This window comes from Holophagaceae bacterium, from assembly GCA_016720465.1.
Lineage (GTDB): Bacteria > Acidobacteriota > Holophagae > Holophagales > Holophagaceae > JANXPB01.
The window spans coordinates 556,399-575,000 of record JADKKO010000002.1 but is presented as its reverse complement, the minus strand read 5'-3'; the positions used below and the strand labels follow the sequence as shown (position 1 = coordinate 575,000).

Sequence of the window (18,602 nt, the reverse complement as noted above, 5' to 3'; positions counted from 1 at the left end):
CAATTGGCCCAAGCGGGTTTTCGTGTGGGCCTTTCGGAGATGCGCCCCCGCCAGATGACTCCCGCCCATCAGACGGGCCACGCGGCCGAAATGGTCTGCTCCAATTCCTTCAAGAGCGACGATGCCGCGAGCGCCACGGGCATTCTCAAGGCAGAGATGCGGCGCCTGGGCTCGATGATCCTGCGCTGCGCCGAAGCCACCCGCGTGCCCGCAGGCAATTCGCTGGCGGTGGATCGCGAGGCGTTTTCGCAGTTGGTCACCGCGGCCTTGAAACAGCACCCGAACATCGTATGGACCGAGGCCACGGAACAAGCGCCGGATCTCTCGATCCCGACGCTCGTCGCGACGGGGCCGCTCACGGCAGAGCCGCTCGCCGAGTGGCTTTCCAGCCTTTGCGGCGGCGACCGGCTCTTTTTCTACGATGCCATCGCGCCCATCGTCGAGCGGGATTCCATCAATATGGATATCGCGTTCAGGGCATCGCGCTACAACAAGGGCGAAGCTGATTTCATCAATTGCCCGCTCACGGACATTGAATACGAACGATTCATGGATGCGCTCCTGGCCGCGGAGCGGGCGGATCTGCATGATTTCGACACGCCCTATTTCGAAGCCTGCCTTCCCATCGAGGTCATGGCGGACCGCGGGCGCCAGACCCTCCGCTACGGCCCCATGAAACCCGTGGGCCTCGACGATCCCCGCACGGGCCGCTGGCCCTACGCCGCGGTGCAACTGCGCCAGGACACGCTGGCGGGCGACCTCTACAACTTGGTGGGCTTCCAGACCCGGCTGAAGTGGGGCGCCCAAAAAGCAGTGCTCCACCTCATTCCAGGCCTCGCAGCAGCGGAATTCGTGCGGTTCGGAAGCATCCACCGCAATACCTACGTGCAGGCGCCGAAGGTCCTCGATGCGACCCTCGCGGTGAAGGCCGTGCCCAATCTGTGGATAGCCGGGCAGCTCAGCGGCGTGGAGGGCTACCTGGAATCCGCGGCGGGTGGACTCGCGGCGGCTGTTTTCATTCAACGCGCCTTGCAAGGGAAACCGCCTGCGGCCTTTCCGCGGGAAACCATGCTGGGCGCCCTGCTGCACTACCTGGCGAATGCCTCCTTGAAGGATTTCGGCCCCACCAACGCCATGCTGGGGCTTCTGCCTGCCCTGCCCGAGGGGTCGTTGGACCATCGCGCCCTCAAACGCGCGGGCGGCGCGCGCGGCTTGAAACAAGCCAAGGGGCAGGCCCATCGGGATCGCGCGCTGGCGGCGTTGGCGGCTTACCAGTTGGAACTCGGAGTCGAACCATGAAGAAAGCACTGCTCTTGGCGTTCCTCGTGGCCCTTGCCCTGGGCGGCAGCGCCTGGTGGCTGCTGCGCACCGGCTCCACCCCCTATTCCCTGGATGAATCCTTCACGAGTTTCTCCGCGGACAACCTGGGGGCGGGCCGGCTTTTCAGGTTCACGGATGGGGGCAGACCGCTCCGCACCTTCCATTGGCTGCGCCCCACCGCCGGCGGCATCGAAGTGGCCCAGGTGTTGACCCAAACGGACCAGCAGCAGATCGGCATTTTTCAAAACGGCCTGCTGATCGCGCAGCTTCACGTGCCCCGCCCCGATGGCGTGACGGACGGCTTCTACCGCTTTGCCCAATTGCGGGACGCCGTGGTGGTCCCCGGCAACGCGGCCGTGCTGCTCTACCGCGCGCAGGATGCCACCTCGGCGGATGTTCCGCTGATCGTCGCCGTGGACTTGAACACGCAATCCGTGCGCTGGAGCCACAGGGCTGCGGTTGAAAGGCTGGCCCTGGACCAGGGCCAGGCCGCCAGCGGTGCGGCCGGAGCCATGAACACCGTCATCGGATACGGGGACAAGGGCGAATTGGTGCGCCTTCCGTTGGCTCTCCAGGCGGATGAGCGAGAGGGCGCCAAGGGCCCCCGCGCCATCGCCCAAGCCATGGAGCTGCCGCCGGAGATCCAGGACATCACGGACCTGGTTCCGACCGGCGGCGCGCACATGCTCATCTCCCACCGCATGGGGCTTTCCGCCTATCTGGGCAAGGAGGGCTGGAACCACCTTTCGCTGCCCGCGCCGGGTCCTTTGGGGTTCGTGGAACCGAAAAGCAGCCTTGCGTTCAACGGGAAAAAAATATGGTGGCAGCCGGAACCGGGACGTCTCCTCCAGGTGGAACCCGATGGCACGCCCGTGGCCCTGTGGGAACCCAGGACTTTCGCGATCCCGGCGCCCTACGAGAAGGACGCGGAACTGCTGCAGTTGCTGGGGAGCGATCCCGAAGGCAGGCTCTGGTTCGGCCTGGCAGTGCCAACCCTGCTGCGGCCCGTGGCCAATCCCACTCAGGAGACAGCCCCGGTTCCGAATCCAGCACCAACGGATGGCGAAACGAAACCTGATGCGGCCGCCACGGCAGCACCCATGCCAGCGGCACCGCCCCAGACCATCGAAGGCGTCGATCGTGGCGCCTGGGAAACCTACCTGCACCAGGGCCTGGACCGGGTCTACTGCTGGGATCCAGAGAGCGGCGCGATCAAGCGCGCTTCCTGGACCGAGTGCTGGCGGAAACTCGGCCCCCCCTCGGATTTCAGCATTCCCCTCGGCGATGGCGCCCTGCAGCCGGAAGCAGGCGGATTCCTCTTCGATTCCGGCACCCAGGCCTGGTGGCTTCCCCTGAAAGACTTGCCATTGCTGGCTGCAGGAACCAGTGGCCAAGCCTTGCCGCCACCCACGCTGGGGCCGCTCGTCGTGAAGGCTCCGCCTTCCCCGATGGTGGAACTCGAGGGCCTACCGGGAAGTCCAAAAAACTAGGCTGGTTTGGTTTCGGCGATCAGGACCCGGTCGTGGCCTGCCCAATCCTGGCGCACCGCCGCAGAGGTCCAACCCATCCCGCGGGCTCGCTCGATCAGCTCCGCGCCCTGCCCAGTTCCGATCTCCAACACGGCCGCTCGGGCCCCGCGGGCTTTGGCCTGTTGAAGAATTCCGGTGGAGAGGGCCAACCCTTTGTCTCCGGCGAAGAGGGCCTGCGCGGGCTCGAAGGACAGCTCCCGCTGGAGCGTGGAAGCGTCGGCGGGATCCACATAGGGCGGGTTGGAGACCACCAATTCCAGCGGGTCCGGGATGGGCGCCAGCAGATCGCCCGCGACGAACCTCAGCTCCGCCCCGTGTTTCTCCGCATTGCGCCTGGCCACAGCCAACGCGCCCTGGCTGATGTCCGAGGCGGTGACTTCCCAATCGGATTCCAGCGCCATGCAGATGCCCAGGATGCCACTGCCCGTGCCGATATCGCAGGCCCTTCGGAGGCCCAGGCGGCGCCCTGTTTCGAGGGCCGCCTCCAACACCAGTTCCGTCTCAGGCCGCGGAATGAGCGTGTCCTTCGTGACTTCAAAGCGATGGCCGCGGAACCGCTCGAAGCCGATGATGTAGGCCCAGGGCTCGCCTTCCCGGCGGCGGCGCAGCCACTGGCCCACCTGCCTGCGGACGAGGGCCGGGACAGCGTCCTCGCCATGGGCGGAGAGCTTCGCGCGGTTCCAATCGAGGCCGTCTTCGAACCAGCGCAGGCTCTCGGCTGACGCCTCATCGGGCTCCAGGAAATGGGCCAACGCCGAAGCCAGATCCAGACGGAGTTCAGAAAAGGTGATGGTCACTTGGCCGTAAGCGCCTTCGCCCGCTCCTGGCTTTGCGCCAGCACGATTTCGTGCAGGGAGGCGCCGGTGCTGTCCATGGTGACCACCACGGGGAAGTCCTCCACTTCGATGACCCAGAAGGCCTCGGGGCTGCCGAATTCTTCCAGCATGTGGACGTCCGCCACCCGCTTCACCCGCTCGGCCAACAGCGAGCCCGCGCCGCCGGTGGCGTGGAAGTAGACCGCGCCGGTCTTCACCAGCCCGTCGCTGGTCTTCTTGCCCATGCCGCCCTTGCCGATGACGCCGCGCACCTGGTAGGTGTCCATGACATCGGCTTCGTAGGGTTCTTCGCGGATGCTGGTGGTGGGACCCGCCGCCACGAAGGACCAGGAACCGTCCTCGTTCTTCTTCACCACTGGACCGCAGTGGTAGATGACCATGTCCTTGAGGATCGGCTTCAGCCATTCGGGCTTCTGCTCTTTCATGTATTTGTGACCGATGTCGCGGGACAGCACGAGCTTGCCGTTGAGCAGCACCTCGTCGCCCACCTTGAGCTGGCGGGCCTGCGCTTCGGAAATGGGTGTGGTGAGACGGATCATGGGTTCACTCCTTGTCTTCTGAAACGCTGGGTTGCCATTCACGGTATCCATCGGTGCTGACGGACCATAGTTTGCCGCGTATATCCCCTTGGTTCAGCGCAACTGCGAGGACCCGCAAGGCTTGGAAGACGGCCTCAGTACGTGCATCGTCCATGACCTTAAGTACCGCGATGCCTGGGTATCGGTCAGGTGAAAATATGAAAGGATTGGAGAAGTCCCTATCAAGGGTGATGAGACAACGCCCCTCGGTCCGGCAAACGTCAATCAGCGCCTGATCCTGCGCGCCTGACATTCCCTGTTCGACCACAGTGGCCACGTCATGCCCGACCAATCGCAGGATGCGGGCACCCCGCTCTCCGAGGTTTTCGTCAAGCTTCACCCTCATGAGGCGCTCCGCACCGCCACGAAATGTTCACGTGCCATCGCGGAGCCATAAGCGATGCAGGCTCGGATATCGACTTCCTGGAGGCCCGGATAGTCTTGCAGAATTTCCCCGACGCTCCGACCGTCCGCAAGTTGATCCAGGATGAAGGAGACCCAAATCCGATGGCCCTGAACACATGGTTTGCCAAAACAGATAGAGGGATCCGAAGTGATGCGCGCAAGCAAATCGGCGGTGGTCATGGCAGCACCTTCATGGGAAGTTGGGGGCTAAGCACTTGGATCTTCTCTCAATTCTTAATCGAAGCTCACTTCCCCGCTCGCGCCAATCGTCATCACCCTCCGCCGGGACGACCAGCACATGTAGCTGATGCTCACGAAGAAGCTGGCGGGATGGCGGAACATCTCCTCCACGAACACGCCCAGCACGGTGGTGTTGCCGCCGTAGCCCATGGGGCCGATGCCGAGCGTATTCAAATCCTGGGTGATGTCTTTTTCGAACTGGTCCATCTTGGGATCGGGATTCGGCGTGCCGAGCTTCCGGAGAATGACTTCCTTGGATTTCTCGTAGCCCGTGACGCGGTCGCCGCCGATGGCCACGCCGAGAATGCCTGGGGAGCAGCCCTGCCCTTGGGCTTTCACCACGGCATCGATGATGGCTTTGCGGACGCCGCCGATATCGCGGCCCGCGCCGATGGCCACATCCGGCAGGCGGTACTGGGCGCCGACGTTTTCGCAACCGCCGCCCTTGAGCATGATGGCCACATCGATTTCCGGCTTTTCCCATTCCTCGAAATGCACGACTGGATGGCCTTCATGGAAGGGATCCAGGTTGTTGCCGCTGTTCTTGCCTGAAAGGGATTCCACGCAATTCGGCCGCAGCCAGGAACGCTTCGTGGCCTCGACGATGGCCTCCCGGATCTGCTGCTTGGCCTTCCGCTGGCTCAGCCCGAAGGGATGGCGCACCCAGAAGATGTCCGTGCCCGTGTCCTGGCAGAGCGGCGTGACGTGGCCATCGGCCAGCAGGATGTTCCGCACCATATCGTTGAGCGTGTTGAAGGCGCGGGAGCCCTCCTCCTCCGCATCGCGGCCCCTCACCAGCGCATCGATCACATCCTGGGGCAGCCGCGAGCTGGTGCGCCGGATCAGCTCCAGCACCGGGGCGGTGAGGTCCAGATTCCCCAGGTCCTTCATATCCGCGCGGTAGCTCCCGGGCAGCACTGACTTTTTTTCGACCACATCCATCGGGGTGAGTGTGGGGATCGCGCATTCAGCCATGGGAACTCCAGAAAGATCAGCTCCCCATTGTCTGCCTCGGCCCGCTCCAGCTCAACCTCAGAAGAAGAAGTCGTAATGGAAATCCATGTTCGTCAGGAAGGCATAGTCACCGCTGAACCTGGTCTGCTCGGCGAAGCTGCTGTCCGGCGACCAGGTGCGGCGCTTGGCGCGCAGCTGATAGGTGCTGCCGCCGGGAAGCTTCGTGAAGGCCCATGATTCCGCGCTGCCCTGCTGGATTCCAGGACTTGTTCCGATGATGAAGGATTGGATTTCGCTGCCGGCCAGGATGGGGCCGAAGACGAGCTGGATCTCATCGCTCTGGCTCGAATTCGTGACCGGCGTCACTGTGCCGCTGGTGGAACTCAGATCGGCCCGGGGCGAGAAGCTGGTTGTGAACGTGCCGGATGGCGATCCGCTCTGCGGCGTGAAGACCAAGCTGGCTTTCGCATCGAAGGATTTCGCGCCCACTTGAGGGAAGCATACCGAATAGCAGGCCGTGCCGAAGGGGAGCAGGTCCAGGGTGTACGCGCCATTGGCGCGCGTGAGCGCCCGGCGCAGGATCACCGGTTCGCCGAAGGCCTGGAAATACTGGGCGGTCACCAGGGCTCCGGCCAGCGGCTGGCCGAGGTTGTCCGTGAACGTCCCAGAAATGGACCCGGTGGCATTGCGGTCCACGGCGCGCCACTCCGGCGCGAAAACGAGCGTGCTGCCTTTGGGTTGCACCGAGCGGCCTGGGTCCACGATGAGCGTGAGATCTGCAACATTGCTTCCGATCGTCAGATTGAATGGCAACACGAAGGCTTGCGCCACGGGCACCAGCGGCACCGCATTGCCGCCCGCGAGCTGGGCCGTGCTGCCCTGCCCCAGCGTGAGCCGCACGGAAGAATAGGTGCCCGAGGCCAGGCTGGCGCCGTTCGTCAGCACCGCGGAGCTGCCGTCCACCAAGGTCATGAGGGAGAAGGCCGCATTGGGGCTAGCCACCGCCACCCATCCGTTGGGGCCATTCAATTCGACTTTTTGAATGGCCAGGCTGAGGGCCTGGACGCCATCGCCAGGGGCTCCGACCAGGTGGACTGAAAGGTTGCTGGTGGTGCCGGTGGCCTTGTCGCCAGGGCCGCTCCCGCCGCTGCAGGAAAGCAGAAGGCCAAATCCCGCCGCAGCGGCCATCGATGCAAGCTTTCCCATGGTTCCTCCTCAGCGGCCGCCCCAGGCCCGGCAAAGGCCCAGCGTGAGATCCGTCAGGGTGCTGACGGGTCCGATGGCCTGGCCCTTGATGTCGCGGTCAGCTTCGCCGATCCGGGCCAGCAGACGGCGCGCGCCATCGGTTCTCAGCTTAGCCAGAACGCGCTGGTACCCTTCCAGGAGCCAGTCCTGGCGGGGGCCGAGACCCACGGCGGCCGTCAGATCCGCGCCCCGCAACCCACCCGCTTCGGCCAGGTTGCAGACCCGCTCCACTTCGCGGCGGGCCTGGCCCAGGAGCAGCAGCGGCGCGCCCCCCGGATCATCCTCCAGCGCCTGCCGGAGCGCCTCCAGGGCGCGGTCGGCCTGGCCTTTCTGCCAGGCCTGGGACCACACGAAAGCGCTCTGCTCCGCGAGCCTGAACGTGGCCTGGGCCACCAGCGCGGCGCTCACGCGGCGATCGTCCGCGAGCAGATCCAGGACTTCGAGCGTGCGGCGAAGCAGGCCCGCATGGCCGCCGATGCGCGAACCCACGAGGGCCGCGACGCCGGCATCGAGCTTCAAGCCCATCGCCGCGGCTTCGCGTTCCACGAAACTGCGGATCTCATCGCCTTCGAGGACACCCACCTTCAGCACGCGGCCTTCCTTCACCCAATCCGAAAAAGGCTTCGCCCCCAGCGGCTTGCCGGGACCCGCCGATAGCAGGGTGCGGGCCACCAGCAGCAGATGCGTGTCCGGCGGCGGCTTGGTCAGCCAGCCTTTCACCGCCGCGGGAAGGTCCTTCGGTTTTTGCAGCAGATGGTCCGCCTGGGGCACGATGACCACCCGCGCGACGCCCATGGGGCCTGACTCCGAAAGGGCGCTCACGACCTCGCCCCAGGGCGCGTTCTCGCTGCAGACGCTCAGGGCGAACTCCGCCCACTCGGGGTCCACCCGCGAGGATTTCCATGCCTCCACGGCCTGGCGCCTGGCTTCGGAATCCTCGCCATGGATGAGCGCGAGATCGGCTTGCAGCCAGGCGGCAGGCGCACTCATTGGTCATTGCCTTCCAGCAACTGCGTGATGAAACTCTCGGCGAAATCGTCCGCCAGGCTTTCCACCACGGTGATCTCCCGGCTGTCGAAACTGGCGAAGTTCTGGTCCACGCGGTATTGATTGGAGAAGGTCAGGCCCGGCCGGCGCGCCAGCACGATGCCGGTCTGCCCATCCAGCAGTTCCAGGGAGGCGACCACCACGATTTCGACCCGGCTGGCGCCGCCGGCGGACGCCTTGAGCCGGTCGGTGCCCAGGGAGAGCCCGATGGGCCGCACTTCGTACCTCAGCAGCGTTCCCTGGAGCACATAGCGGCTGGACGCGCCCTGGGTCACCAATTTCCATGGAGAAGCCGCCACGATGCGGTTTTCAAGGGCCTTGGTGAACCGTTCCTCCAATCCCAGCCGGGGCGTCAGATTCCTGAACTTGGCCAGCCGGATGGTCGTGCCCTTCTTCATCCATGCCGCTGGATGGGGCACCTTGTCCAGCCGGTGGTAGCCGCAGGCCAGGCTTCCCGCCAGCGCCAGAACGGCCAGCGGCCCTTTCATGGCTGGTAGATCCCCACGAAGGGCAGATTGCGGAATTTGCCATCCAGGTCGAGCCCGTAGCCCACGACGAAATGGTCCTCGATGGTGAAACCGACATAATCCACGGGCACCGGGGTCTTCCGCCGGCTGGGTTTGTCCAGCAGGGTGCAGACTTTCAGGCTGAGCGGTCCGCGGTCCAGCAGCAGGTTGCGCACCTTGAACAGGGTGGTGCCCGTGTCCACGATGTCCTCCACCACCAGGCAGTGGCGGCCCTGGATGGCGGAATCCAGGTCCTTCACGATCTTGACTTCGCCCGTGCTTTCGGTGCCGCCATGGTAGCTGGACACCTGCATGAAGCCGATATCGAAGTCCAGTTGGATCGCGCGGGTGAGGTCCGCAAAGAAAGGGTAGACGCCGTTGAGAAGGCCCACCACCACGACATCCTTGGCGGCGTAGTCCGCACCGATCTGGGCTCCCAGCTCCTGGATCCGGGTCCGGATCTGGGCTTCGGAAAGCATGGGCACGATGCGGTCGCGGCTGGGATTCATTCAGGGCCTCATGGGTCGGATGAAGGTCAAAGCTCATTCAACCCTAAGGCCTTCCTTCGGGTCTAGCAAAGAACCGGGAACAGCAGCATCCAATCCAACCCTTGCTTGGACCCCATAGGCGACCTGATGATGGCCCTCACCGAGACCTTCGACAGACCCGAGCCATCCATGACCCAGGCCGACCTAGACTCCCCCTACCACGCGCCCGAGGTGCGGGTCTGGGTCGAGGCCGCCCAAGGGGGCGACCAGGCGGCCTTCGCCAACCTGGTGCAGCGCTTCCAGCGGGATGTCTACGGCAAGGCCATTTCCATCCTGAAGCGCCACCAGGACGCCGACGATGTGGTCCAGGAGACTTTCCTGAGGGTCTACCGGGCCCTTCCGGGTTTCCGGCATGAAAGCTCTTTCCGCACCTGGCTCATCACGATCACCACCCGCCAGGCCCTGAACTACCTCGACCGGATGCGCAACAACCAGGAAAGCCTGGATCTGGCGGAGGAGGGAATGGAACATCCCGCCCTCCGCATCGAAGACAATCAGATGACGGCCCTGCTGGATCAGGAATCCCGGCGCCTGCTCCGGGAAGCCATCCCCAGGCTGCCCAAGCGGCAAAAACAGGCCTTGATGCTCAAGTTGCACAACGACTGGAAATACGAACGCATCGCCCTGGAAATGGGCACTTCCGTCGGAAGCGTCAAAGCCCACATCTTCCATGCCATCAAGAACCTCACGACCTACATCCATGGAGGCAAACCATGAAGCCTCAAGCCCCCACCCCTGAACAGCTCGAAACGGCCCTGCGGGCCATCGAGGCGGATCCGCTCAATCTGCCTGCCGACATCGAGGCGCTGGTGCGGCAAAGCCCTTCCCTTTCGGAGATGCGCGTCCATTGGCTGGCCCTGGAAGATCCACGGGAGGCCCACGCCATGGCCCCCGCGGGCTACTTCGAGGCCCTGCCCGGCCGGGTGCAGCGCAAGCTGCCGATCCAGGCCGCAGCGCGGCATCGCTTCCATCCGGCCCTCTGGGCCGCGGCCGCGGCCCTCATGCTGGCCATCGGCACCGGTGGCTTCTGGGCCGGGAAAGCCAACCGCACGCCCCTGGTGGAAGCCAAAGTGAAGGAATCCGAGCCAACCAAGGAACTGCCGCTGGCGGACGCGCCCTTCCAGGAAAGCGATGACGTGCTGGTGCAGATGCAGAGCCTGAGCCCCGAGGAGATCCAGCGCCTCGCCGAGAAGGTCCGGAAGAGCCATTGAGAAACTACGCGGAAGCCAAGAAGGAGACGCTATGAGGAAACAGTTGCTGATCGTGGTGGCGGCCGTGGCCGCGACCGCCGCGATGGCCCAGCAGGGGCCTCCCCGCCCCCGCCGGGACGAACCCCAGGGCATGGACGCCGCCGCCGCGGCTCCTTGGCTCATGACCCTCCGCACCCAGCGCATTGCCCAGACCCTCGGCGTGCCCGAGGACCGGGCCAAGGGGATTGCCCACCGCTGGTCGGTCTATGACCGGGAGTTTTTACAGCGGGCCCGCCAGATGATGCAGCTCCGGAGCCAGTTCAACCAGATCCTCATGGGTCCCGGCGCCGAGGATGACAAAAATGCGCGTTTGAAGCCCCTGCTGGACCAATTCCTTGAACTCCGGCGCCAGCAGCAGGATCTGAAGCTGAAATTCGAGGATGACATCCGCGCCCAGCTTTCCCCGGCCCAGCAGGTGCGGCTCATCATCCTGGTGGATGACCTGCAGAGGACCATCCGCGAAGGCATCCGGGAAGCCGTGAAGGAAGGCCGGCAACGGCGGATGAACTAGTTAATTGTTCTTTTATTGCTTTTATCCGAATACATTAAAAAAAATTATATTCACCGCCAAGACGCCAAGAGCGCCAAGAAAACCCTGTCGAGTCGATTGAGTAAAAATTTTTCTTGGCGTCTTGGCGGTGAATCCTTTTTGTTTTATTTAATTTAATGTTAAATTAATTTTATTTTTTCCAATCTTACGTATAAAGCTACTTCAATAGCCTGCAATCTTGGTTTTCGGCCTAGTTTTCCGAGGGCGCATCCAGGAGCACCGGCACCACCAGCGGCCTGGTCTGCGTGGTCTTGCGGATGACCCGGCGCAGGGATTGGCGAAGCAGTTCCTTCAGGGCCTCCCGGTCCTTGCGGATGGCCCGGGGCGCTTCATCAAAGGCTTTGATGAGCGCGGCCCCCAACAGGTCGCCATAGGCCTCGTCATCGGAAAGCATCACGAAGCCACGGCTCAGGATCGAGGGTTCGCCCACGCGATCGCCATCCGGATCCAGCATCAGCGTGGCGAAGATGACGCCGTCCTCCTGCAGGATCAGGCGGTCATGCACCACACGGGCATCCACGCTATGTTCGACCCCTTCGTCAATAAAACAGCGACCAACCGGAACTTGGCCGGAATTACGAACTGATCCATCCTCCGCCAGCACCAGGCACGAACCGCCGTCCAGGAGATGGATGTGGTCCGTCGCCCAACCCGCTCCTTTGGCCACGGCACCGTGGGCTTGCAGATTCCGGAAAGTCCCGTGCACGGGCACCATGTGGTCGGGTTTGAGGGTTTCGATCATGGTCTTCAGATCCGGCCGATGCCCGTGCCCGGTGGCGTGGATGGGGCCGATGCCGTCCAGGCTCGTCTCCACGCCCAAGCGGGCTGCGGCGTCCAGCATTCGCGAGACGCCCACTTCGTTGCCGGGAATGGGGCGGGCGCTGAGGATGAGCCGGTCCCCCACGCCCAGGGCCAGGTTCTTCACCTCGCCCCGCAGGATCCGCATCAGCCCGCTCTGAGGTTCGCCCTGGCTGCCGGTGCAGACCAGGACCAGCTCCCCGGGCTGGTAGCGGTAGGCATCGGCGGGCTTCACCAGGATGTCGTCCGGGAGCTTGAAGCGGCCCAGGGACCTGGCCAATTCGATGTTCCGTTCCAGGGAGCGGCCCACCATGCAGACGCTCCGGCCGGTTTCATAGGCCAGATCCGCCACGGTCTGCAAGCGGTGGATGTTGGATGAAAACGTGGCCACCACCAGGCGCCCCTTCGTTTTCTGGAGCGCGTCGCGGAGGCCTCCGGCGCAGACGGATTCCGAAGGCGTGGGGTCCAACTGCATCACATTGGTGGAATCCGAAAGCAGCATGCGGACGCCTTCCCCGCCAAGCGACCGCAAGCGCGCCATGCCCGTGAGCCGGCCATCTGTAGGATGCGCATCCAGCTTGAAATCGCCGCTGTGGACGATGGTGCCGTTGGGCGTGTGCAGCGCGATGGCGCAGGCGTCGGGGATGCTGTGGGTGACGGGGACCCATTCCGCTTCGAAGGGCCCCACCGCGCGGCGGTCGAAATCATGCACCTCCCGCAGGATGCCTTCCGTGGGAATCTCGTGCTCGCGGCATTTCCCGGCCACCAGGCCCAGGGTGAAGGCCGTGCCGTAGACCGGCACCGGCCAGCGGCGCAGGAAGTAGGGCAGCGCGCCGATGTGGTCCTCGTGGCCGTGGGTGAGCAGCACCGCCAGCACCTGGTCCGCGAAGGGCTCCAGGTAGGCGAAGTCCGGCACGATGCGGTCGATGCCCGGCTGGTCGTCCGAGGGGAAGAGCTGGCCGCAATCGATGAGCACCAGGCCGCCGGCGCAATGCACGGCGAGGGCATTCATGCCGAACTCGCCGAGGCCGCCGATGGGCACCAGGCGCAGTTCCCCGGGCGCCGGGGGCTGGTCCCAGCCTTCAAAGGGAGGCGCGTGGTGGAAAGCTTGGAGGCCTGTCAATGAATGGTCCTTTCGGTTCTTTGAAACGCCATGAACAGCCGCCAGCACTGTTCGGGCGTCAGGGCCTCCGCGCGGATGGCGGGATCGAGCCCTTCGCTTTCCAGGATGCCACGCACCAGTTCCGGAGCATGCGTTCCGGACCAATTGTTGGAAAGCGTTTTGCGGCGATGGCCGAAACTATGGTGAAGCCAGCCCAGGAACGGCATCCGCAGCTCGAGCGGCGGCGCGTCCACCCGGGGCTCGAAGGTGATCACGATGGAGTCGACTTTGGGAGGCGGCGCGAAAGCGGAGGGTCCGAGCTTCAACAGCTTGGTCATTTTCGTGGTGAGCTGGGCCAGCGCCGAAAGGGGTCCATAATTTTTTTCCGAAGGCTTGCCCATGAGTTTCTGGCCCACTTCGAGCTGGAACATCAGCACCATCCGCTGCCACGGGATGTCTTCCACCAGGAAGCGCGTGAGGATGGCCGTGGCGGCGTTGTAGGGCAGATTGCCCACCACCGCCCAGGGGCCGGGGCCCGGCATGGGCAGTTCCGTCGCATCGCCCATGGCCAAATGGAAATTCCCGGCGGCGGCGAACCGATCCCGCAGGACCGCGCCGGCCTCCTCGTCGAGTTCCATGGCGAACAGCGGCCGCCCATCCGACAGCAGCGGCCCCGTGATGGCCCCGCCGCCGGGCCCGATTTCCAGCAAGGCCGGGGCCTCGCAGCGAAGCGTCTCTCCCACGATGGCCCGGACCGCGCCCGGCGCCACCAGGAAATGCTGGCCGAATTCCTTCTTGGGCCGGAGGCTGCGCGGGGGTTCATCCATGGGTGAGTCCATGTTGCCATTCCCCTGCCGCGCGCCGCGCGAAAAAGGCACCGGCCGGAGCCGGTGCCTTGGAAAAACGGTATGGTTGAAAGGTCAGCGGACGGTGCGCCAGACACGGACCTTGGGGAAGCGCTCCTGCTGTTTACCAAGAATGGTTTGCAGCTTCAAGGCGGTCTTGGATTCACCAGGAAGCGGATTGACTACGGCGATCGAACCGCCTTGGATGACGCCGCGGGTGCCATAGTTGGTGTAGTTCGAGGTCACCCCGGCGAAGGTGGCCTGGTTGCCGCTGACGCATTGGAGAAGCGCGCTGCGGGCGCTGTCGTCGATGACCGGGTTCAACACATCGCAGATCAGGTTGCTGTAGGAGATGCCGTCTCCTCCAGTGCACGGATCCGCCACGGTCGGATCGAAGTAGGTGTAGAACAGGCTTCCCGCGACCACATTGGGTTCGGTGATGCCCTTGGGGATCAGGTTGGTGGCGCTGATGCCCGGAAGGTTCTTGTAGTAGCCGAAATAAGGGGAACCCGTATTCGTAAGGTAGTAGGTGGGCTTGCCCGGATTGATGCGGTCATCGATCGTGGTCGTGGTGGGCGCCGCCAGGAGGGCGGTGTTCAGCAGATTCGCGTCTTGGATCCCGTTGGTGTCGAGGCTCCAGGCCTTGCTGTCCTGCCTGTCGAACACGACGGTGAGGCGGTGGTTGGTGGGCCGGGTGCCGCCGGCGCCTGTGGTGTACTGGGCATCCACCGGGTTGTAGCGATCGCCGCTCATCATGGCGATGCCGACGGCTGCGGGAGGAGGCGATCCGGCCGTCTTGGCCTGGCCAGGGAAGGCCCCGACCCTGAAAGGCGCGGGCAAGGTGCTGTAGAGCGCATTGTTTCCGGTGCCGTCCTTGGCGACTTTCCGGATGCCCGCGGTCGAGCCTACGGCCCCATCCGCGGTCCATTTGGCGAGGTCGGAAGAGTCCTGCCGGTAGTCTTTGTAGGGTCCGGCGGCATCGGCTTTCAGGGAGCCCCAGGCCCACAACCCGCCCTTGAAGTCGAGGAAATACGAGCGCTGGGCCATGCCGGAATTGAGGAAGAATTCGAAGGGAATCATGCCGGCGGGGATGCATTCGATGGAAGCATCGAAGGCGGTCATATCCACGGCGGAGAGGACCTCGCCCGTATACACATCCAGAGCCAGCACGGAGCGGCCGAGCTTGGTCGGGTTGCCGGAAGCATCCTTGAAATTGGCCTCCACGTCAGAGGTGCTGTATCCGCCTGTGAAGAAGACCGCGTCCCGCAGGACCCCGTTGAACATCACACGCCCGAGGCCAGGAGTGGCGGTGGAGAATCCCAGGCTGCCGAGGATCTTTTTCACGGTCGCCAGATCCGGGCCGCCGCTGACGAGGCGGGAGCTGTTGAAATTCGCCGCTTCATCGGGGCAGAGGGACCATTTGATGGATGGATTGTAAGGATCGTGGATGTCCAGGGCGTAGTAGCTGCGCCCGCCCTTCCTCAGGCCGACGATGGCGATGGTCCGTTCCGTGCTGTCGACGACGCCATTGCCGCTGCCGCCCGCGGAAGGCGGCATGTCGAGGTGGTAGATGATCGGCGCGCCGTCCACCATGAAGCGGTGGGGATTGTTCGTCAGGCTGTACACGGCATCCATTTGGCCGAGGAAATCCGTGGGCATGAAGCTCCAGAGCTCGTCCACCGCGCCTTTGGTCAGCGTCTGGGGCTTCATGGCGCTGTCCAGCTTGGTGGTTTCCATGCTGACTTCGCCAAAGGCGTGCAGCCAGCCTTGGTTGGTGCCGGTGAGGACCAGGCGGAAGCGGTTGCCGCCAAAGGAACTGAGAGCCGGCGTGAAGCCCGAAGAGACATCGCTGAACTTGTATTCGATCGCAGCGGGGTTGGAATCGATGATGTCCCCCATGATGGTGCTGCGGTTGGTGGTGGGCCGGCCAGTGCCATCCAGGGCGCCGGCGACGTTTCCACCGGAGGCGTTCTGGATCACGAGCTTCTTCGCGGCGTCCGTGGCGGCGGGCACCCGCGGCGCCACCGGGTAGGGTTGGGTGGTGGCCGTCGGAGCCAGGGTCAGCACGGCGCTCTTGATGACCGAGTACTGGGGATCCACATCGCTGAATTTAACGAGGCCAGGCTCGGCTGTGGAGGTGGCGGGTAGCCGCGTCCAGAGATTCCGGGCGCTCCACAGGCGGTTGTTCCGCAGCGCGGTCATGGCCGACCACTGGGCCGTGGAGGCGTCCAGGGTGGTGGTGACATCCGCATTGTTGTTGAGGATCACGGTCTGGTTGTTGATTTCCTTGGTAGCGAACATGAGCAGATCGCCGGGCCAGATCGGTCCGCCGTTCGCGGGCGGCTGGAACTTGCCGATGAAGATCTGCTTGCCAAGGCTGGCGCCGATGAACGGCAGGTTCGGGTTGGTGGTGGAATTGATATTCGAGGGGCCGAGCGCCGACTGGAAGGCATGCCCGAGATCCGACAGGAGTTTCTCCGGATCGTTCGCGTCGAAGAAGAAGATGCTGCCGTCCTTCTTCTTTCCGGTGCTTGGATCCACCAGATCCGGAACCCACACGAAGGGTTCCAGGGTATCCAGGCGCCAGGAGGTCAGGGCAGGATCGCCCAGGGCAGCGGCGAGGAACATGTTCCGCTTCGGACCGGCCTGGGTGTACAGGCCGCCGAGGCTCACGCCCAGGGTCATGGTGGTGATCCGGTGGTCCTTATCGAAGGTCACGACCGGGCTCCCACGCTTCTTGATGGCGAAAGGAAGGAGGGCGGACGGGACGCCTGAGGTGACGGCCGTGGCCGGAGCAGGCATGTACTGCGCATTCACGGCGCCCAGGGATGAATCCGAGAGATGGGCCGCGATGGCGCTGAACGTGAACATGTTCCAGTTGGCGCCCCACCGGTCCACGCTGCCAGGAGCGGCGATGATCTGCTCATTGCCGTTCTTCGCATTGACCATGTAGGGGTCCGCGGCGGTGCCGGCGCCCGTGACGTAGGGCGTCGCGCTGGTGCTGGCGCCGTAGCAGGAATTGTTGTCAAGGCCGTCGGTGAACACGATCAGGTAGTGGTTCATGCACTGGGATGGCTTGTAGTCACCCACTTCGACCGCGTTGAAGACGCTGTTGATGTCCGTGAACTGGGCGAGGGCCCGGGCCGTGGCATAGGTCAAGGGCGTGCAGGTGTCGGCGAAGAGGCTCGCCATGATGTTCATGCCGTTGACGGAATTGCCGTTCATCAGGACCCAGGCGGAATTATCGCCTCCTGTGTACGTGGAGATCGGACCCGTCAGTGGTGAATAGCTCGTGGTGCTGTTCGACAAGGTCTCTGCGCTGCCGCTCCCGGATTCGGTGTTGTCCAGCAGGCGGAAGGCCCAGAACACATCGTTCTGATATTGGATCCAGGTCTTGATGGCGGCCCGTTTCACGGCCTGGGTGCGCGAGACTGCGGGAATGATGTTCAGCGAGGCAGCCTTGTCGACTTCGCTGCCGGAATAGGTGCCGTCCAGCTTGAGCACCGGCACCTTGATCGTGGCGCCCCCGAACCCTGAGCCATATCCCTGGCCCCAGGCTGGGCTCCCCTGGCCCCCGGCCAGGGCGGCATTCACCGCATCAAAAATGACGTATTTGCCCGTATAGGATCCGGCGGTGTACTTGCCCTTGAAGAGCCAATCCACGAAGTCGCCGCGGTAGGTGACATTCTTGGTGGAGGAAGAGGTGGCTCTCGCCGAAGACCCCGCCAGCACATACTGCCCATTGCTGATGTTGTAGTTCAGGTCCAGTTCGACATTCAGGCCGCTGCCATAGGTGACCGGGCTGCCATTGACGGTTTTGGTCACCACTGGATCGTAGGCAGTCAAGGAACTCAGCGGATTTCCCGTGGAGGCGCCATCCGTGATTTTCCATGGAATCGGGATATCGATGGTCCGCAGCGTGCCCCCATCGGAATAGGAATAGCGGGCGTGGCTGGCCGCGCGCACCCAGTTGCGGACATCGTTATAACCAAAGGACACGCCGAACAGCGTGGAGCCGGAGGCCTTGCTGGAATCCGCATCGGCGGCGGTGACGAGGCTGCCATCCGGCTTCACCAGGGCGACAAAGGTCGGCGTGACCGTATCGCCGCTGATGGAAGCTGAAAAGGTGGGAGGCGTGGGAGGGGTGTAGGCCGGCACGGTCCAGGTGGTCGTGTTGAGCCTGGAGGTGAGGGTAGTCCTGGCCAGCGACGACGAAAAAGTGCTGGTCGTGGGGCTGAGGGTCGAACCTGCCGGGGTGACGGACCAGGGATTGATGCCGGTATTCACCGTTCTGCTGCCACTGGTATTGTTGTAAATATAGATAGTTATTGAAATCGAAATACTCCCGCTGGTCCCGGCGATGGAGATCGGCGAGGATTTTGTATAGACACTGCTCACGTTATGACCAGAGGTATTGGTGCTGTGGGGATAGGCCGTCACGTAATTCGAGGCCGTCACATTCCCGCCGCTATCCACGGTGAGATCCACCGAGGCCGTGACCCTGGAATCCTGCCGCGAAACAGCCTTGACGGTGTAGGTGTTGTTGCCACCGCCTCCGGAGATGCTGAAACTCATGCTGTTTCCACCCACATCCCCGGTAGGCGTATTGGGGAAGGTCGAGTGGAACATCAGGGCATCCATGGATCCCGAGAAGTCGAAGACCGTAACGATCTCGGGTTTCACCTTGACGCTGCTGGACTGCTGGTAGAGGTCCAGGAAGTCGGTCTTGGTGGACTGGAGCCGGGGATCCACCTGGGCCGACAGAGGCCCCGCGCCTAGGACCAGGCCCAGCAGCAGACCGATGAACGAACGAAAGGCGGCTTTGAAGTAGCTGGCCATGGTGGCCTCC

17 protein-coding genes (1 of these 17 running past the window's edge) are annotated in these 18,602 nt (G+C 63.8%); 5 read left to right on the top strand and 12 right to left on the bottom strand.

Going from position 1 to position 18,602, the window contains the following annotated elements; all coding sequences use genetic code 11:
• Positions 1-1,299, top strand: the 3' portion of a protein-coding gene (gene trmFO / locus IPQ13_06740) for a methylenetetrahydrofolate--tRNA-(uracil(54)-C(5))-methyltransferase (FADH(2)-oxidizing) TrmFO (GenBank protein ID MBL0210598.1). The gene continues 63 nt to the left of window position 1, outside the view; the window shows 1,299 of its 1,362 coding nt (coding positions 64-1,362); the start codon falls outside the window, past its left edge; it ends in the stop codon at positions 1,297-1,299.
• On the top strand, positions 1,296-2,810 hold the full coding sequence (locus IPQ13_06735; protein MBL0210597.1) for a hypothetical protein: 1,515 nt from the start codon (positions 1,296-1,298) through the stop codon (positions 2,808-2,810). Before trmFO ends, IPQ13_06735 begins: the two co-directional genes overlap by 4 nt.
• Here IPQ13_06735 and prmC read toward each other — a convergent pair.
• The 9 genes from prmC to hpt are packed head-to-tail and all read right to left on the bottom strand — an operon-like array spanning position 2,807 to position 9,169.
• Entirely contained in the window at positions 2,807-3,646 is an 840-nt protein-coding gene (gene prmC, locus IPQ13_06730; protein MBL0210596.1) for a peptide chain release factor N(5)-glutamine methyltransferase, read from the bottom strand. The genes IPQ13_06735 and prmC overlap by 4 nt on opposite strands.
• A complete protein-coding gene (locus IPQ13_06725; protein ID MBL0210595.1) occupies positions 3,643-4,275 on the bottom strand; it encodes a fumarate hydratase C-terminal domain-containing protein in 633 nt (210 codons plus the stop codon). Before IPQ13_06725 ends, prmC begins: the two co-directional genes overlap by 4 nt.
• Positions 4,229-4,609, bottom strand: coding sequence for a DUF5615 family PIN-like protein (locus tag IPQ13_06720; GenBank protein ID MBL0210594.1), 381 nt, complete (start codon positions 4,607-4,609; stop codon positions 4,229-4,231). Before IPQ13_06720 ends, IPQ13_06725 begins: the two co-directional genes overlap by 47 nt.
• Positions 4,606-4,848: a DUF433 domain-containing protein gene (locus IPQ13_06715; protein ID MBL0210593.1), complete on the bottom strand. Its 243-nt coding sequence runs from the start codon at positions 4,846-4,848 to the stop codon at positions 4,606-4,608. Before IPQ13_06715 ends, IPQ13_06720 begins: the two co-directional genes overlap by 4 nt.
• Positions 4,849-4,902: 54 nt before the next feature.
• On the bottom strand, positions 4,903-5,883 hold the full coding sequence (locus tag IPQ13_06710; protein MBL0210592.1) for a fumarate hydratase: 981 nt from the start codon (positions 5,881-5,883) through the stop codon (positions 4,903-4,905).
• Positions 5,884-5,940: 57 nt separating this feature from the next.
• A complete protein-coding gene (locus tag IPQ13_06705; protein ID MBL0210591.1) occupies positions 5,941-7,068 on the bottom strand; it encodes a DUF4382 domain-containing protein in 1,128 nt (375 codons plus the stop codon).
• 9 nt (positions 7,069-7,077) lie between these two features.
• Positions 7,078-8,097, bottom strand: coding sequence for a DNA polymerase III subunit delta (holA, locus tag IPQ13_06700; protein MBL0210590.1), 1,020 nt, complete (start codon positions 8,095-8,097; stop codon positions 7,078-7,080).
• Positions 8,094-8,642, bottom strand: a complete 549-nt coding sequence (locus tag IPQ13_06695; protein ID MBL0210589.1) for a hypothetical protein — start codon at positions 8,640-8,642, stop codon at positions 8,094-8,096. The genes holA and IPQ13_06695 overlap by 4 nt, the downstream gene beginning before the upstream one ends.
• On the bottom strand, positions 8,639-9,169 hold the full coding sequence (gene hpt / locus IPQ13_06690) for a hypoxanthine phosphoribosyltransferase (GenBank protein ID MBL0210588.1): 531 nt from the start codon (positions 9,167-9,169) through the stop codon (positions 8,639-8,641). Before hpt ends, IPQ13_06695 begins: the two co-directional genes overlap by 4 nt.
• Before the next feature lie 126 nt (positions 9,170-9,295).
• Here hpt and IPQ13_06685 point away from each other — a divergent pair, with 126 nt between their 5' ends.
• From IPQ13_06685 to IPQ13_06675, 3 genes are read left to right on the top strand one after another with little or no spacing between them, the layout of a single operon-like run.
• Positions 9,296-9,925, top strand: coding sequence for a sigma-70 family RNA polymerase sigma factor (locus IPQ13_06685; GenBank protein ID MBL0210587.1), 630 nt, complete (start codon positions 9,296-9,298; stop codon positions 9,923-9,925).
• Positions 9,922-10,419 carry a hypothetical protein gene (locus IPQ13_06680; protein ID MBL0210586.1) on the top strand — a complete coding sequence of 166 codons (498 nt, stop codon included), beginning with the start codon at positions 9,922-9,924 and terminating at the stop codon, positions 10,417-10,419. The genes IPQ13_06685 and IPQ13_06680 overlap by 4 nt, the downstream gene beginning before the upstream one ends.
• A gap of 31 nt (positions 10,420-10,450) precedes the next feature.
• A complete protein-coding gene (locus tag IPQ13_06675) occupies positions 10,451-10,969 on the top strand; it encodes a hypothetical protein (GenBank protein MBL0210585.1) in 519 nt (172 codons plus the stop codon).
• Between the two features lie 229 nt (positions 10,970-11,198).
• On the opposite strand, the gene IPQ13_06670 is transcribed toward IPQ13_06675, so the two are convergent.
• The 3 genes from IPQ13_06670 to IPQ13_06660 all read right to left on the bottom strand — a co-directional run bounded on the left by IPQ13_06670 (position 11,199) and on the right by IPQ13_06660 (position 18,592).
• Positions 11,199-12,929: a ribonuclease J gene (locus IPQ13_06670; protein ID MBL0210584.1), complete on the bottom strand. Its 1,731-nt coding sequence runs from the start codon at positions 12,927-12,929 to the stop codon at positions 11,199-11,201.
• Positions 12,926-13,735 carry a ribosomal RNA small subunit methyltransferase A gene (gene rsmA / locus IPQ13_06665; GenBank protein MBL0210583.1) on the bottom strand — a complete coding sequence of 270 codons (810 nt, stop codon included), beginning with the start codon at positions 13,733-13,735 and terminating at the stop codon, positions 12,926-12,928. Before rsmA ends, IPQ13_06670 begins: the two co-directional genes overlap by 4 nt.
• A gap of 93 nt (positions 13,736-13,828) precedes the next feature.
• Positions 13,829-18,592, bottom strand: coding sequence for a hypothetical protein (locus IPQ13_06660; protein ID MBL0210582.1), 4,764 nt, complete (start codon positions 18,590-18,592; stop codon positions 13,829-13,831).
• Positions 18,593-18,602: the final 10 nt, after the last annotated feature.

Excerpts from the sequence above, each read along its gene's own strand:
- IPQ13_06735 (MBL0210597.1), top strand. The coding sequence starts at position 1,296 with ATGAAGAAAGCACTGCTCTTGGCGTTCCTCGTGGCCCTTGCCCTGGGC.
- IPQ13_06725 (MBL0210595.1), bottom strand. The coding sequence starts at position 4,275 with ATGGATACCGTGAATGGCAACCCAGCGTTTCAGAAGACAAGGAGTGAA.
- IPQ13_06720 (MBL0210594.1), bottom strand. The coding sequence starts at position 4,609 with ATGAGGGTGAAGCTTGACGAAAACCTCGGAGAGCGGGGTGCCCGCATC.
- IPQ13_06715 (MBL0210593.1), bottom strand. The coding sequence starts at position 4,848 with ATGACCACCGCCGATTTGCTTGCGCGCATCACTTCGGATCCCTCTATC.
- IPQ13_06710 (MBL0210592.1), bottom strand. The coding sequence starts at position 5,883 with ATGGCTGAATGCGCGATCCCCACACTCACCCCGATGGATGTGGTCGAA.
- IPQ13_06705 (MBL0210591.1), bottom strand. The coding sequence starts at position 7,068 with ATGGGAAAGCTTGCATCGATGGCCGCTGCGGCGGGATTTGGCCTTCTG.
- holA (MBL0210590.1), bottom strand. The coding sequence starts at position 8,097 with ATGAGTGCGCCTGCCGCCTGGCTGCAAGCCGATCTCGCGCTCATCCAT.
- IPQ13_06695 (MBL0210589.1), bottom strand. The coding sequence starts at position 8,642 with ATGAAAGGGCCGCTGGCCGTTCTGGCGCTGGCGGGAAGCCTGGCCTGC.
- hpt (MBL0210588.1), bottom strand. The coding sequence starts at position 9,169 with ATGAATCCCAGCCGCGACCGCATCGTGCCCATGCTTTCCGAAGCCCAG.
- IPQ13_06685 (MBL0210587.1), top strand. The coding sequence starts at position 9,296 with ATGATGGCCCTCACCGAGACCTTCGACAGACCCGAGCCATCCATGACC.
- IPQ13_06680 (MBL0210586.1), top strand. The coding sequence starts at position 9,922 with ATGAAGCCTCAAGCCCCCACCCCTGAACAGCTCGAAACGGCCCTGCGG.
- IPQ13_06675 (MBL0210585.1), top strand. The coding sequence starts at position 10,451 with ATGAGGAAACAGTTGCTGATCGTGGTGGCGGCCGTGGCCGCGACCGCC.
- rsmA (MBL0210583.1), bottom strand. The coding sequence starts at position 13,735 with ATGGATGAACCCCCGCGCAGCCTCCGGCCCAAGAAGGAATTCGGCCAG.
- IPQ13_06660 (MBL0210582.1), bottom strand. The coding sequence starts at position 18,592 with ATGGCCAGCTACTTCAAAGCCGCCTTTCGTTCGTTCATCGGTCTGCTG.